This window comes from Chromobacterium haemolyticum, assembly GCF_009936155.1.
GTDB classification, from domain to species: Bacteria; Pseudomonadota; Gammaproteobacteria; order Burkholderiales; family Chromobacteriaceae; genus Chromobacterium; species Chromobacterium haemolyticum.
Map to the genome: position 1 here is coordinate 3,830,808 of NZ_AP019312.1, position 14,809 is coordinate 3,845,616.

Genomic DNA, 14,809 nt, shown 5'->3' on the forward strand with positions numbered 1-14,809 from the left:
GAAATGTTGCAGACTCCAGACGGGATTCACAGCGGCGCTGGCGTTTTCCCAAGAGCGGCCAAGAAAACCAGCTTCACGGCGGAGACAAGGCGCGCCGACGCGGGCCGTGCTTGAATACGGCCAGTCGGCGCAATGCAGTATCAGGGGGTCGCCGTTCTCAACGCGGCGAGAGGGGGGCCGGCGTCAGGCTCAGGCGCAAATCCGCGCCCACCATGCGCGCGTCGCGGATGCTTAGCCGCTGCTTGTCCGCCAGGTCCTCCAAGGGCGGCCAGGCGAACAGGCCCCGCGCGGCGTCGCCGGCCAGCGACGGCGCCAGGTAGAGCACGATCTCGTCCACCAGCCCGGCGCGCAGCATCGCGCCGTTGAGGCCGGCGCCGGCTTCCACCATCAGCATATTGACACCGCGTTGCGCCAAGGCCGCCAGCAAGGCCGGCAGATCGGCATGGCCATCGGCCTGCCGCGGCAGGGTCAGGATGTCCGCGCCGGCGCGGTAGGGCCGCAGCCGCGCCTCTGGGTGATCGCAGGTGGCCAACAAGGTGGCGCCGCCCTGGTAGATGCGCTGTTCCGGCGCGGTGCGCAGCGCGCTGTCCAGCACCACGCGCAGCGGTTGGCGCTCGCAGGGGACTTCGCGCACCGTCAGTTGCGGATCGTCGGCCAGCACGGTGCCGCTGCCGGTGAGCACCGCGCAGTGTTCGGCGCGCAGGCGATGCACGTCGCGTCGCGCCTCCGGGCCGGTGATCCACTGGCTTCGGCCGTTGAGCAAGGCGGTCTTGCCGTCCAGCGTGGCGGCGGCCTTGAGCATGACCCAGGGGCGGCCGCGCTCGACGCGCGACAGGAAGCCGCGATGCACTTGCCGCGCCTCCGCCTCCATCAGCCCGGCGTCGGAGTCGACGCCGGCGGCGCGCAGCATGGCCAGGCCGCGGCCGGCCACTTCGTGGTAGGGGTCCACCATCGCCGCCGCCACCCGGGCCACGCCTTCGTCGATCAGGCGCCGCGCGCACGGCGGGGTGCGGCCGTGGTGGCTGCAGGGTTCCAGCGTGACATAGGCGGTGGCGCCGCGCGGGGACAGGCCGCGCGCCAGGCAGTCCTTGATCGCCTGGATTTCCGCGTGATCGCCGCCCACCTGCAGGGTGGCGCCCTCGCCGATCACCGCGCCGTCGCGCACCAGCACGCAGCCCACACCCGGATTGGGCGCGGCGCGGCGGGTGGCCGCGGCGGCCAGCCGCAACGCGCGCTGCATGTAACGATGGTCATCGGCGGAATAATTCATGGTTCAACACGTCCATTCATGAGCCAGCAGGCTGTACTGCCTGGCGTCGCAATAGCGGCCCTGCAACAACAAATACTCGCGCAGCACGCCTTCGTAACGAAAGCCCAGCCGTTCCGCCACCGCGCAGCTGCGGCGGTTGTCCGCCGCCGCGTCTATCGCCACCCGGTGCAGGCCCAGCGGGCCGAAGGCCTCGGCCAGCAGCAGGCGCAGCGCCGCCTGCATCACGCCCTGCCCCACCTGGCGGCTGTCCAGCCAATAGCCGACAAAGGCGTGGCCGTTCAAGGCGTCGATGGCGTGCAGATCGCAGACGCCGGCCAGTTCGCCTCCGCGCAGCACCAGCCAAGTATAGGCCTTGCCGATCTGACGGCCGACGGCGGCGGATTCCAGGAAGGCGCGGGAGTCGGCCTCGGAACGGGTCAGCGGCTCCCACGGCATCCATGGCCGCAACGCGTCGCGGTTGGCGTTGATCAAGGCGAACAGCGCCGGCGCGTCGGACAGCTCAGGCGCGCTCAGCGAAACATGGGCAGGCAGGGGTTCAGACATGCAGGCACCCGCAATGACGGAAGAATGGAGCAGTCTACTCCAGCCTCCCGCCGGGAGGTCAATGCGAAGACTTCTGGATTTCCTTGATCGCGTCGGAAAACTCGGACACGTCCTGAAAACTGCGGTAGACCGAGGCGAAACGCACATAGGCCACCTTGTCCAGGCGGGCCAGTTCGTTCATCACCATTTCGCCGATCTCGCGGCTGGACACTTCCCGCTCGCCCAGTTGCAGCAACTTGTGACAGATGCGGTCTATCGCTTCGTCCACCAGCGCGGTGGGCACCGGGCGCTTGTGCAGCGCGCGCAGGAAGCTGGTGCGAACTTTCTCGATATCGAATTCCGAACGATGGCCGGCGGTTTTCACCACCTGCGGCATGCGCACGTCGGCGGTTTCAAAGGTCGTGAAACGCTTCTCGCACACCGGGCAGCGCCGCCGCCGCCGGATGCTGCTGCCGTCCTCACTGACGCGGGAGTCGATTACCTGAGTATCGGCATTGCCGCAGAACGCGCATTTCATGACTTAATCCTAAGGGTTCCAATGTATGGATGTTATCAGCAATGCGCGGTCAAGTTAATGCCGCTATCGTCCACCCATGAAAAAGACGCCCCTAGGGGCGTCTTTTTAAGAACCTGTTTACGATCTGCTGCGCGTCGGCGATACCGCGTTGAAAACGGCTTCGAAATGCTCATGTACCACTTGTACATTCCGCTTCCTCAGTCATTTTCGCCTTGTCTCGCCTTAGCTCGCGAGATCGTAAACACGTTCTACGGCCGAGGCAAGCGCGGCTTATTTGGAGTACACCGGGAAACGGTGACACAGCGCGGTGGCTTGCTCCGCTACGCGGGCGATCAGCGCGTCGTCGTTCGGGTTGTCCAGCACGTCCGCCACCAAGTTGGCCACCTGGATGGCTTCGGCTTCCTTGAAGCCGCGGGTGGTGATGGCCGGGGAGCCGATGCGGATGCCGGAGGTCACGAACGGGGTTTCCGGATCGTTCGGAATCGCGTTCTTGTTCACGGTGATGTGAGCGCGGCCCAGCAGCGCGTCGGCGGCCTTGCCGGTCAGGCCCTTGGCGCGCAGATCCACCAGGAACACATGGCTCTCGGTACGGCCGGATACGATGCGCACACCGCGCTCGCCCAGGGTCTTGGCCATGATGGAGGCGTTCTTCAGCACTTGCTCCTGATACACCTTGAACTCGGGCAGCAGAGCTTCCTTGAAGGCCACCGCCTTGGCGGCGATCACGTGCTCCAGCGGGCCGCCTTGCAGGGTCGGGAACACATTGCTGTTGATGCTCTTCTCAAACTCGGCCTTGGCCAGGATGATGCCGCCGCGCGGGCCGCGCAGGGTCTTGTGGGTGGTCGAGGTCACGAAGTCGGCGAACGGCACCGGGTTCGGGTAGACGCCGGCGGCGATCAGCCCTGCGTAGTGCGCCATGTCCACCATGAAGTAAGCGCCGCATTTCTTGGCGATCTGGCCCATGCGCTCGAAGTCGAAGCGCAAGGCGTAAGCGGAAGCGCCGCCGATGATCAGCTTGGGCTTGGTTTCCATCGCTACGCGTTCCATGTCGTCGTAGTCGATTTCTTCCTTGTCGTTCAGGCCGTAAGCAACGATGTTGAACATCTTGCCGGACAGGTTGGCCGGGGAGCCGTGGGTCAGGTGGCCGCCGTGGCCCAGGTTCATGCCCATCACGGTGTCGCCCGGCTTCAGAATGGAGAAGTACACCGCCTGGTTGGCTTGGCTGCCGGAGTGCGGCTGCACGTTGGCGTATTCCGCGCCGAACAGCTGCTTAACGCGGTCGATGGCGAGTTGCTCGACCACGTCCACATGCTCGCAACCGCCGTAGAAGCGCTTGCCCGGGTAGCCTTCGGCGTACTTATTGGTCAGTTGGGAGCCCTGGGCTTCCATCACCGCGGGGCTGGTGTAGTTTTCCGAGGCGATCAACTCAATGTGATCTTCCTGGCGTTGGCACTCGGCCGCAATGGCGGCGGCGAGTTCGGGGTCGAATTTGGCAATCGTCTGGTCAGCAGCGAACATCTTTGACTCATCCATCAAAGGGTTAACGATGCGGGCATTCTACACGAAATGCCGAGGCGAAAACCTTAACGTGAAGCAATTGCCGCGAAGGGAAAAACGGGCCTCTCCAGATGCGCGCAACCAGTTCAAAATCTTGCGAGCCAGTGCGCAGCCGGCTTTGAACCGCTTGTCCGGGCAGGGTGTAATCAAAATCGTAGAAGTGCTCGCCGGCGGTGATGGTGATGCGCAGGCGGCCGCTGATTCCGCTCAGTTCTCCGGTGCCGGAATCCGGCGTCACCATGATGGCTTGCTCGGCGGCTCCGCGCGTCATAGTGGCGCTGTGTTGCAGCACGAAGCCGCCCTTGCGGCCGTGCAGGTTGCCTTGCACCCGCTCCATGGCGACATAGCCGGCCGAACCCGGCTCCGCGCTGCGGAAGCTCAGCATCTCGCCCTGGCTGACGGCGTCCAGATCGCCGTGAAAGCGCTTGTCAGCCACAGGCGGCCAAGACCGCTGGCGGCGGCGGTCTCGCTCAAGGGATCCGGGGCGAGCTTGACGTCGAAACGACCGCTGGCGGTGGCTTTCATCATCTGTCCTCAAGGCGGGTGCCTCGGGCGCGGCAGTCGCTTGTCATGATAGCGCAGCCGGCCCGGAATGCGCGCCCTCTCACTCGCGGCTATCCACCAGGATCAGCTCGGCGTCCTCGCCGGCGACGATGCGCAATAGCGCCTCGTCCTTAATCGCCGCGCCGTCACGGGCCTGTAGCGCCACGCCGTTGACCTCCGCCCGGCCGCGGGCCAGCACCAGATAGCCGCGGCGCTCTGCGCCCAGCCGGTAGTCGATGCTTTCGCCGGCCTTGAGCGTCGCCCCCAGCACCCGGGCGTGGGCGCGGATGGGCAAGGCCTGCTCGTCGCCGTCCATGCCGCTGGCCAGCGCGACGAAGACGCCGGAGCGGTCCGCCTTGGGAAAAGGCTTGCTGCCCCAGGACGGCTCGCCGCCGCGCCGCTCCGGCAGGATCCAGATCTGAAAAATGCGGGTGTCGACGGCTTCCAGATTGTATTCGGAATGGACGATGCCGCTGCCGGCGCTCATCACTTGCACGTCGCCGGCCTCGGTGCGGCCCTGATTGCCCAGATTGTCACGGTGGCTGATCGCGCCTTCACGAACATAAGTGATGATTTCCATATCCGCATGCGGATGTGGAGGAAAGCCGGTGCCCGGCGCGATGGTGTCGTCGTTCCACACCCGCAGCGCGCCCCAGTGCATGCGCGCCGGGTCATGGTATTCGGCGAAGGAAAAATGGTGTTTGGCGTCCAACCAGCCATGGTGGGCTCCGCCCAGGCTGGCAAAAGAGCGATGTTCTATCATGCGGTCCTCCCGTATTGTGGCGAGGCGCCGCCTGCACGGCGACGCGTCTGATGCAGCCACTATACGTAACGGTCCCAAGGCTGTTAACTAGGCGAATCGAATAGCATTCTTTCCATTTTTGAAATCTTGAATGCGTAACAATGTTATTCAAGCATTAAAATTGGAATCAATCTAACCCGCCGTCCACCCTAATATGAAACGACTCCCCGATCTGGAAGCCTGGGCGATTTTCGCCAAGGTGGCGGAATGCGGCTCCTTCGCCCGCGCCGCCGCGGAACTGACGCTGTCCCAGGCCACGGTGTCCAAAGCCATCACGCGCCTGGAAGCCCGAATGAAGACCATGCTGTTCCACCGCACCTCGCGCCGCATCGCGCTGACCGAGGCCGGCCACGCCTCGCTGGAACGGGCCAGCCGCATCCTAGCGGAGGGCGAGGCGGTGGAAGCGGACATCGCCGAGCAATCCACCAGCCTGCGCGGAGCGGTGCGGGTGACCGCACCGATGTCCTTCGGCCTGTCCCACCTGGCGCCGCTGCTGCCGGAGTTCATGGCCCGCCACCCGGACGTGGAGCTGGATTTCCACTTCAGCGACGAGCAAGTGGATCTGGTGGCCAAGCGGCTGGACCTGGCCCTGCGCATCGCCTCGCTGGCCGACTCCAGCCTGCTGGCGCGCCGACTGTGCGCAGTGCGCATCCTTCTGGTGGGCTCCCCGGCGTATTTCGCGCGCTATGGCCGGCCCCGCCATCCCCGCGAGTTGGCCGAGCACCGCGCGCTGTTGTACAGCAACGCGCCCGGCGGCCAGTTCTGGCGCTTCCGCCACGCGGATGAAGGCGAGTTCGCGCTGGAAATGCCCTCGCCGCTGCGGGTCAACAACGCCGAGGCATTGACGCCGGCGCTGCGCGCCGGCCTGGGCCTGGCGCTTCAGCCGGAATTCCTGGCCTGGCAGGATGTGCAGGCCGGCGAACTGGAAACCGTGATGATGGATTGGCAGGTGGACCCGATTGCGCTTTACATCCTGACGCCGCCGGGCCGCAACCGGCCGGCGCGAGTGCAGGCCTTGATCGACTATCTGGCGGCGCGGCTGGCCAGCGCGCCGTGGGCGCGCCGTCAGCAGGAAACGGAAGGCTGAATCTTTGATGGCAAAGCGTCATAGCAGGCTGACAAGCCCGAATGGACAGTCCAGCGCTTCAACGACAAAAGCCCGGCAGGCTAACGCCTGCCGGGCAAGTCCCAAAGGGACTTAAACGTATGCGAAGCTAAGCGTCACGGCCTTATTTGCCCTTGCACGCGCCATGCATATTGGACGCGCCACGCTCACGCCATGCGCCCCACAGACCATCCGAACCCGGTGCAATGCCCCGAATCTCCCAGCCGTTCATCCATTCCTTGCCCTTGTAAGTCACTTTGGTGCAAGGAGTCTTGTAAACCATGGCCGCATCCCAGTTGTCCCCTGTCGGCGGCTTGCCGCCGTCTTCTTTGGGCTTAATGCTCATCGTGTGGCTAACGCGGTGCTCCTTGCCGTTCTCCTTATCCTTTACCGTCAAGGTGACTTGGTAAGCCGTCTCTTTCTTCACATCCGGCGCGGTGAACGCGACAGCGCTGGCGCTGGTATTGCCCATATTCAGCGCAGGGGACGCTGTCCACTGATAGCTGAGCGCGCCGTTGTGCCCGGTCGAGCCGCCGCCATCCAGCCGAATGCTCTTCCCGGCGGTATAGCTGGGTTGGCCACCGCTGATCCTTGCCACCGGGGCATTGCCGTTGATGTCTTTCTTAACGGTGACAGCATGGCTGGTTTCATGCTTTTTATTCAGAGAGTCGGTGACTGCCAGTTTGAAGCTATACACCTGCCCCGCCTGAGCCCCCGCCGGCACAATGACCTGGACTTTCTGGGCGTGGTTGCCAGGCAGAAACTTCAAACCGTGGCTATTGCTCCACAGGTATTTCAGTTCGCTGCCAATGGAGTTTTCCGCGGACAAGGCCAGGGTTTCCCCCGCCTTTACCGTCGCGTCGCCGCTGATACGGGCCTGGGGCGGCGTATAGCCATCATCACCCTTCACCTGCAAGGCATGGACAGCCGTGGCGCTACGGCCCTTGCTGTCGGTGACGGTCAGTTTTACCTGGTGCCATCCCAAGGCAACACTCGTGCCCGCATGCACGATGACTTTATCCTGATTGGGTAGCAGCAATAATTGACTATCGTTGCTCCATTGGTACTTCAGCTTGTCCCCAGTGGAAGCCTCTGCGCTTAAGATGGCGCCCCCCTCTTCTTTCATAATTTCGGCCGGACCAGAAATCTCCGCCTGAGGCGGTACCGTGGGTTCACCATTGTCATTACCATTTCCCGGAATGGTATTATTGACTTTGATCAGATAGTTGTTGGCCAGCACGCCATTGGTCGCCTTGGCCTTAAAACCTAGCCAAGACTTGTGTGGTCCTTGCGACGACACATCCAGGTTGTCGCCGGCAACATAAGTGACGCTCAGCGTTTTACTACCCGCAATGGCTTGTTGCAGATTGTAGTGCTGCCCATTCACGCTCTGGCTGACCCGGTAAACAATCTCATAGGTTTTTCCACTCTGAATGTCTTGCGATGCGGCGGCAATCTTGGTGTAGGTCTTTTCATGCCCCAGCCAGCGACCGGACAAGGCTTCAAAAGACAGCATGTCGCTGAAACGCTGCCCCAAGACTGGAAGCTGTTCCTTGCTGACACTGACTTGGGCCAAGTTCAACTTACCCATGCCTACCACTGCCTGGTTTTGCTGCGGGGTGACATAGGGTTGAATGGCCTGCCACAAGGTTTCTGCGGTAACCGCTCTATTGACCTCATTACCCGCAGCATAATGTAAGCCAACCGCCTTGCCGTTATTCTGTGACACCACGGGGGAGCCGGATGAACCGGGCATGGTGTCACAATTATGTCCGATAGTCGAACCAACTTCTGTCACTTTGCAGTTAGCTTTGGCTTTGGTATAAGCAATCGTTTGATAATATCGTCGCCCCTCCGGCAATTCAAGACGGCCATGCTGAGGAATATAAAGCGGGCTATTCTGTGTCGGATTCCTGACATCCAGTTCCAAACCACCAAACAGGGTTTTTACCTTAGCATGCTGATAATCGAAAGCATCAAGGGTAAATAAAGTATAGTCATTTCTACCACTCCCACCTGTTACCAGCAGCTTGTCCGGCTTGATTTTAAGCACATGGGCGGGTTCGCTGGTTTTACAACCGGAGGTGATGTATTGAAAACGAGCCTCTCCCCCCCTACTCAAGTTCTCCTGATTATTCACAACATGGTGGTTGGTCACCATGAAATTGTCATTCCCCAAGGACCAACTAGTTCCCGTCGAACCACCCGCCGCCATATGGACGGTGGCCAAGCTGGCATGATTCCATTCTGGCTTCTTTGCCGTGACACACGGGGTCAGCTCGCGCTCATCCTTGCCCCCAATAATGGCATAGCTCGATATGTTGCGATTTGAATTTTCCGGCGGGCTCTCCCAGTGCTCTAGAACCACCGCATCGTCGGGACCAGGCGCCGTCCCAGCGGGGTAGATGATACGGATGCGGGCATATTCGCCGCTAATGGATACGGAGGCGAATAGCTCGCCATCTCTTAGCTCGCCAAAATCTTTCTGTCCATACAAATACACTTCTTTTTGACCCGGATCGGACACTTCGATATAAGCCTGCGGCGGCAGCTTGATCTTGGAGAAGTAGGGAGTGACCGATTCCATACCCGGCGCGCCGACCTTTGTTTCAGCGGCATAAACGCCTGATTGAGCGCTTCTGCCTGCTTGCAGTAGTTGTCGCTGAACCACATGCTTGTTCATTTTTAATGCAACATCTGACAAGATCTTCTGGTCGGCTTGCGAATTGTTCCCATGATCTTGGGCGAATGCAGCAGCGGACAGCAGTACTCCCGCCATGATATTTAATTTAAATATTAACTGAGACATGTTTTATCCATGATAAAAATCACTGGTCTAAATGTATTTTCTGAGCGCGCCCACCCGAATCGCCCTGCCTATGGCAAAGCTAGATCATGGTAAAGCGCGGTCACTCAGCAATCGACAATCTTGAAAAATGTATGAATAAGCGCATCGCCAAGGTGGCAAATGCGAGGCAAGCCTGGCTGGCTGCAGTCTGGATGGCGGGGAGTGAGGGTCACGGGCTATGGCAGGCTGAACAAAATAAAACCCCGCCGCGGCGGGGTCTTCGGCGCGGCCGATAACGATGGTTTACAAATCGTCGGCGGTAAAGAACAAGGGCACGCCGTCCTTGCTATCCGGGTGCAGTTCCGGCAACACATGCACTTCGCGCACATGGCATTCCGCCATCAGTTCGCGGAAGCTTTCTTCGATCAGTTGCACATTGTCCAACGCCGCCAGCGGCCAGACAAAGGCTTCCCAATTACGCTCGTCGCCTTCCGCGGACAGAGAGATGTGCAGCTCGCCGTTGTCGTGAGCGGACAGGATGGCCACCGGCTCCTTGTTCAGTTCACGCAAGCGGCGGATCTGACTGCTGGCGAATACCTGCATCGCCACCTCGAAACGGGCGTAGTTGCCGGCCACCATCGCCTGCATCGCCGGCATCGGCGGACGAGCGATGGGGAACAGCGTCACGCCGTCGGCCTTCAATTGCTCGCCCAGGAACTTCATCAACGGCATGCCCCAGCCGCCCACCGCGCCGCCCAGGCGCAACGGCGGTTCCGCGCCTTCCGGCTGAATCGCCACGCCCAACAGGTAGCGCAGGAACACGCCCTCTTCCTTCACCGTGATCGGCGCCGGCTGTTGCGGCAGCTGCGCGCGGGCATGGTCCGGATCGCGGCTCAGCTTATAAAGTTGGGCGGAATCCAAGCCCACCACGCTGTCCGGGTGCAAGAGCGCACCGCCCAAGGCAACGTCGGCGTCGCCGGCGAACACGCCGTGATCGCGCAGCAACTGGTTCAGGCCGGCCGCGTCGGCGATCTCGCCGGGCAGCGTGGTCTGGTTCTTGCAGCCGGCCACCAATACTATAGGCATGGCGAAGATGATGGCGCGGCCGCCGCCGGCGTTTTCCACCGCGTCGCGCAGCGCGTCCCACACCAATTGATAGCATTGCTGCGACGGCACCATGGCCAGCGCCACGGAAATGGACAGCAGCTCGCCGCGCGCCAGCATTTCGGCCATGGCGTCGCGCACCGCGGAGAACCACATTTCCCGATCAGACTCGGTCTTGGCGTTCAGCGCCGACTGTGCATTGTGAATCAGCATATTGGTCAGCGCCACTTGCGGGTGGTACTGGCGCGGATCGGGAAGGGTATGGCGTACGGCGTCCATGAAAGGGAATCCTGCTGCAATCGGAAAACCGCTATTTTGGCACAGCTGCGGCGGCCATGGTGCGCCGCGACAGCGGCGGCCCCGGCCGAGATGTACCAGATGCGCGACAGAAAATTATAATTTCACACATTTGCGAAAAACAACATGTTGACACTCGATACCGCAATCTGGATAATTCGTTCTCGTTGAGATGCAGCAATTGCTTCTTGATAGTTTCTCCTCTATTTCTCCTTTGTAGACTTGGCGCGGACCTAACGGTACCGCGCATTTTTTTTGCCTTTCCCCCTGCCATCCCCATGCTAAGCATTTGCTAAGCTTCTGTTAAATAATCAAATTATTAAAATCCGTGTAGCAAGGAAACTTGCCGGTCTACACCTTGCGGCCTCGTCGCGCCCTCCCTCCTCTCCCGTATCGGCTCCGTCTTGATCCCTCCCCACTTTAGTCAAAAATAATGCCATTTAGATTTATACAGACGAAGCATATGACTAATGACATTAGAACGGATTTCGTTTGTGAAAATTTAGGAAAACACACAGAGGGGAACTGTTGGATTCGAAAACAAATGAACAAGACTAAGACGCCGCCGGAAGCCGGGAGGCGAGGGAGAGGCGAGGTTGCGCCGGTGAAAAACGACGACGAGCGAATGAGAACCAGATGGTTGCTGCGCCACAAAAAACAATGGGCCGCGCGGCAAAAAACCGCACGGCCCGAATCCTATCCGGAAACCGGTTAAGAAAATATGACAAATATCAACGGCTGCCTGTTCTTCAAGCATTGTCACTTGCCTCAATAGGCAAGTCCGCTTGTCTTCCTCGCAATGTAATGCGCGAACAAGGCTTGCCATGATGTTTGTCGGCGGCCGTACTCTCATCGGCCCCCTTCCCCTTCTTAAGGAGGAGCACGATGTATCTCGATTACGCGACGATACTGGCTTACGCGCTGGCGATGGCGGGGCTGGGTTGGTGGGGCATGCGCCAGGCACGGACCCGTGACGACTTTGCTGCTGGCCGGGCGACGCCTGGGGCCGACACTGTATCTCGGCACCTTGTCCGCAGTGGTGCTGGGCGGGGCTTCCACCCTAGGCTCGGTGCGCCTAGGCTATCAATACGGTATTTCCGGCCTGTGGCTGGTATTCATGTTGGGCCTGGGCATTATGACGCTCAGCCTGGCGTTTGCGCCGCAGATCGCCCGCATGCGGGTATTCACCGTCACCCAGATTCTGGAGCAGCGCTATCAGGCTTCGTCCCGGCTGATGGGCGGCGTGGTGATGATAGGCTATGACCTGATGGTGGCTGTAACGGCTACCATCGCCATCGGTTCGGTGACAGAGGTGATGTTTGGAATACCCCGTATTCCCGCGATTCTGTCCGGCGGCGGATTGGTGATTTTCTATTCGGTGATCGGCGGCATGTGGTCGCTGACCCTGACCGATATCGTTCAGTTCGTGATCATGACTGTTGGCATCTTTGGCGTGCTGCTGCCGACCAGCGTGAACGGAGCCGGCGGCCTGGAGACGATGCGGGCGAGTTTGCCTGCGGACTTTTTCGAACTCGGCGCGATTGGCCTGGACACCATTGGCGCTTATTTTCTGCTGTATTTCTTCGGCGCGCTGATCGGCCAGGATATCTGGCAACGGCTGTTCACTGCCCGCAGCGAACGAGTGGTGCGTTACGCCGGTCTGGCCGCCGGCGTTTATTGCATCTTCTACGGCGCCGCCTGCGCGCTGATCGGCGCCGCCGCCCGGTTACTGTTGCCGGAACTGGAAGTGGCGGAAAACGCCTTTGCCGAGCTCACTCGCAGCGTGCTTCCTTCCGGACTACGCGGCCTGGTCGCCGCCGCCGCGCTGGCCGCGATCATGTCCACAGCCAGCGCCTGTCTGCTGGCTGCTGCCACGGTGTTGAAAGAAGACGTGTACAGCCGCTTCCTGCGGCGCGGCGGTGACAGACACCTGGCCGACAGCCGCTGGATCACCTTGGCACTGGGCCTGGTCATGCTGTTGCTGTCCTGCCTGGTCAACGATGTGATCGCCGGCCTCAGCATCGCCTACAACTTGCTGGTGAGCGGCCTGCTGGTGCCTATTCTCGGCGCCCTGCTATGGCGCCGCGCCTCCGTTCAAGGTGCCATGGCCGGCATGCTGCTTGGCTGTCTAACCGTTGTCGCGTTGATGATCTTCGATGGTTTGGCTGCCAATACTCCGATCTATTACGGCCTGGCAGCCAACTTCCTGAGCTTTGTCGGCGTCAGCCTGATGACCCCGGCCGCGCCCTCGCTAAGCGTCGGAGAATAATCCCAACCCAGGAGGTTTCCCATGTCCATTGCCTATCCCCAGCCCATCGACGCCGCAGAGGTTCCCCGCTTCGCCGGCATTCCAAGCTTCATGCGCCTGCCCATCTGCAGCGACCCCGCTCAGCTCGACGTCGCCCTGGTCGGCGTGCCGTGGGATGGCGGCACCACCCATCGCGCCGGCGCCCGCCATGGTCCGCGCGAGGTACGTAACCAATCCAGTCTGATGCGCCGGGTGCATCCGGTCAGCCGCCTTGCCCCTTACGAATTGGCCCGCGTAGGCGATTTAGGCGACGCGCCGGTCAACCCCATTGATCTGATGGACTCGCTTCAGCGGATTGAGGTTTTTTTCCGTCAGATCCGCCAGGCCGGGGCGCTACCGCTTGCGGTGGGCGGCGACCACTTGATCACCCTGCCCATCTTCCGAGCGCTCGCGCAGGACCGGCCACTCGGCATGGTGCATTTCGACGCGCACTCCGACACCAACGACAGCTATTTCGGCCAGCAGCGCTACACTCACGGCACGCCGTTTCGCCGCGCGGTGGAGGAAGGCTTGCTGGACCCCAGGCGTACTGTTCAGATCGGCATCCGCGGTTCTATCTATTCAGCGGAGGATGAGGACTTCGCCAAGGCCTGCGGCATCCGCGTCATCCATATGGAGACCTTCGCCGAGTTAGGCATTCAGGCAACTCTGGCCGAGGCCCGCCGCATCGTCGGCGACGGACCGACTTACATCAGCTTCGACGTTGACGCGCTGGATCCGGCCTTCGCCCCCGGCACTGGCACGCCGGAGATAGGCGGCCTCAGCAGCCAGCAGTCGCTGCAACTGCTGCGCGGTCTGAACCTGGTCGGCGCCGACGTGGTGGAAGTGTCGCCTCCGTTCGATGTCGGCGGCGTCACCGCGCTGGTTGGCGCCACCCTGATGTTCGAACTGCTGTGCCTGCTAGCCGAGTCAAGCCGCACGACCGGCTTGCTTGCCGGCGCGGAAGGGGCTTCGTAAACTCGGGGCGGCGGGCCTCTGGCCCGCCTTCTGTTCGATCCCACGCTGCGGGAGGCCCGATGCTAGGCAATATCTCGGATCTGGATCTACGCCTGTTGCGAATTTTTTGCAGCATTGTCGAGGCCGGCGGCTTTACCGCCGCCCAAGCCAAACTGAACACCGGTCTGCCACGCTTGAGCGTGGCGGTGCGAGATCTGGAACTGCGCTTGGGCTATTCGCTGTGCCGGCGCGGCAACGGCGGCTTCCAATTGACGCCAGCCGGCCAGGCGCTCTATCAGGCTACTCAGGGCCTATTGCGCGAGATCGAGCAGTTTCGAGAACAAGCCAATGCGCTGGGCGGGCCCTGTCGCGAAGCGCTTCATCTCGGCGCGGTGGACGGCCTGCTCAGCCTACCGCGCGCGCCCTTGCCAGCCGTCATCGGCCGATTCCGCCGGCAATGGCCGCAAACGCAGCTGCATCTGCACACCATGAGACCGGACGAACTGGAACAGGCTGTGCTGGAAGACCGGCTGCAACTCGGCTTGGGCGCCTTTCATCACCAGTTGTCCGGCCTGCGTTATCAGCCGCTGTTTTCCGAGGAGCAGAATCTGTATTGCTCCAGCCACCATCCACTGTTTGCCATCACCGCCCCCAGCCAGCAGCAAATTTGCGCCGCGGAATACGCCGGACGCGGTTATATGACGGAGCACCAGCGACCGCAGAACTGGCGTCTGCACCAAGTGGTCAGCGCCTATTCAATGGAGGCCATCGCCACGCTAGTGCTGTCCGGCACCTATCTTGGCTATCTGCCCACCCACTACGCCCGGCACTGGGTAAACGCTGGCCGCCTGCGCGCCTTGCTGCCGGAGCAGTTGGCCTATCACTCATGTTTTCACACCATCACCCGTCAGGGCGCACCGCTCAAACCGGGGCTGGTCCGGCTGCTCGACATGCTGATCCAGGCAGCTGAAAGCATGGAGGAAACCATGCGCTCAACAACAGCCCCTTGATCTCCGGATAAAAAAACGGCGGCCTTGGC

Annotated in this window: 12 protein-coding genes; 4 read left to right on the top strand and 8 right to left on the bottom strand. The window is 61.5% G+C overall.

Features of this window, described 5'->3' with window-relative positions; translation table 11 throughout:
• Positions 1-157: 157 nt before the first annotated feature.
• The 6 genes from ribD to GYH29_RS17530 form a co-directional block, all read right to left on the bottom strand.
• Entirely contained in the window at positions 158-1,270 is a 1,113-nt protein-coding gene (gene ribD, locus GYH29_RS17505) for a bifunctional diaminohydroxyphosphoribosylaminopyrimidine deaminase/5-amino-6-(5-phosphoribosylamino)uracil reductase RibD (RefSeq protein ID WP_043590953.1), read from the bottom strand.
• A 3-nt stretch (positions 1,271-1,273) separates the two neighbouring features.
• Entirely contained in the window at positions 1,274-1,813 is a 540-nt protein-coding gene (locus GYH29_RS17510; RefSeq protein ID WP_019100636.1) for a GNAT family N-acetyltransferase, read from the bottom strand.
• A gap of 58 nt (positions 1,814-1,871) precedes the next feature.
• Positions 1,872-2,330 carry a transcriptional regulator NrdR gene (nrdR, locus tag GYH29_RS17515; protein ID WP_019100637.1) on the bottom strand — a complete coding sequence of 153 codons (459 nt, stop codon included), beginning with the start codon at positions 2,328-2,330 and terminating at the stop codon, positions 1,872-1,874.
• Positions 2,331-2,600: 270 nt separating this feature from the next.
• Positions 2,601-3,848: a serine hydroxymethyltransferase gene (gene glyA, locus GYH29_RS17520; protein WP_019100638.1), complete on the bottom strand. Its 1,248-nt coding sequence runs from the start codon at positions 3,846-3,848 to the stop codon at positions 2,601-2,603.
• Positions 3,849-3,870: 22 nt separating this feature from the next.
• Positions 3,871-4,323: a DUF3224 domain-containing protein gene (locus GYH29_RS17525; RefSeq protein ID WP_198001592.1), complete on the bottom strand. Its 453-nt coding sequence runs from the start codon at positions 4,321-4,323 to the stop codon at positions 3,871-3,873.
• A 168-nt stretch (positions 4,324-4,491) separates the two neighbouring features.
• Positions 4,492-5,193: a pirin family protein gene (locus GYH29_RS17530; RefSeq protein ID WP_043590951.1), complete on the bottom strand. Its 702-nt coding sequence runs from the start codon at positions 5,191-5,193 to the stop codon at positions 4,492-4,494.
• Positions 5,194-5,386: 193 nt separating this feature from the next.
• Between GYH29_RS17530 and GYH29_RS17535 the strand changes: the two genes are divergently transcribed.
• Complete coding sequence (locus tag GYH29_RS17535) at positions 5,387-6,319, top strand: LysR family transcriptional regulator (protein WP_019100641.1); 933 nt, start codon at positions 5,387-5,389, stop codon at positions 6,317-6,319.
• A 142-nt stretch (positions 6,320-6,461) separates the two neighbouring features.
• Here GYH29_RS17535 and GYH29_RS17540 read toward each other — a convergent pair whose 3' ends face one another.
• Together GYH29_RS17540 and GYH29_RS17545 are read right to left on the bottom strand one after the other, a co-directional pair.
• Positions 6,462-9,146 carry a trypsin-like peptidase domain-containing protein gene (locus tag GYH29_RS17540; protein ID WP_043590949.1) on the bottom strand — a complete coding sequence of 895 codons (2,685 nt, stop codon included), beginning with the start codon at positions 9,144-9,146 and terminating at the stop codon, positions 6,462-6,464.
• A 282-nt stretch (positions 9,147-9,428) separates the two neighbouring features.
• On the bottom strand, positions 9,429-10,508 hold the full coding sequence (locus GYH29_RS17545; protein WP_161524188.1) for a hypothetical protein: 1,080 nt from the start codon (positions 10,506-10,508) through the stop codon (positions 9,429-9,431).
• A gap of 988 nt (positions 10,509-11,496) precedes the next feature.
• On the opposite strand from GYH29_RS17545, the gene GYH29_RS17550 reads away from it, so the two are divergent.
• Genes GYH29_RS17550 through GYH29_RS17560 form a run of 3 tightly spaced genes read left to right on the top strand, consistent with a single transcriptional unit; the run spans position 11,497 to position 14,780 of the window.
• Positions 11,497-12,795, top strand: a complete 1,299-nt coding sequence (locus GYH29_RS17550; RefSeq protein ID WP_198001593.1) for a sodium:solute symporter — start codon at positions 11,497-11,499, stop codon at positions 12,793-12,795.
• Between the two features lie 21 nt (positions 12,796-12,816).
• Positions 12,817-13,791 carry an agmatinase gene (speB, locus tag GYH29_RS17555; RefSeq protein WP_161524189.1) on the top strand — a complete coding sequence of 325 codons (975 nt, stop codon included), beginning with the start codon at positions 12,817-12,819 and terminating at the stop codon, positions 13,789-13,791.
• Between the two features lie 59 nt (positions 13,792-13,850).
• A complete protein-coding gene (locus tag GYH29_RS17560) occupies positions 13,851-14,780 on the top strand; it encodes a LysR family transcriptional regulator (protein ID WP_043590942.1) in 930 nt (309 codons plus the stop codon).
• Positions 14,781-14,809 lie beyond the last annotated feature (29 nt).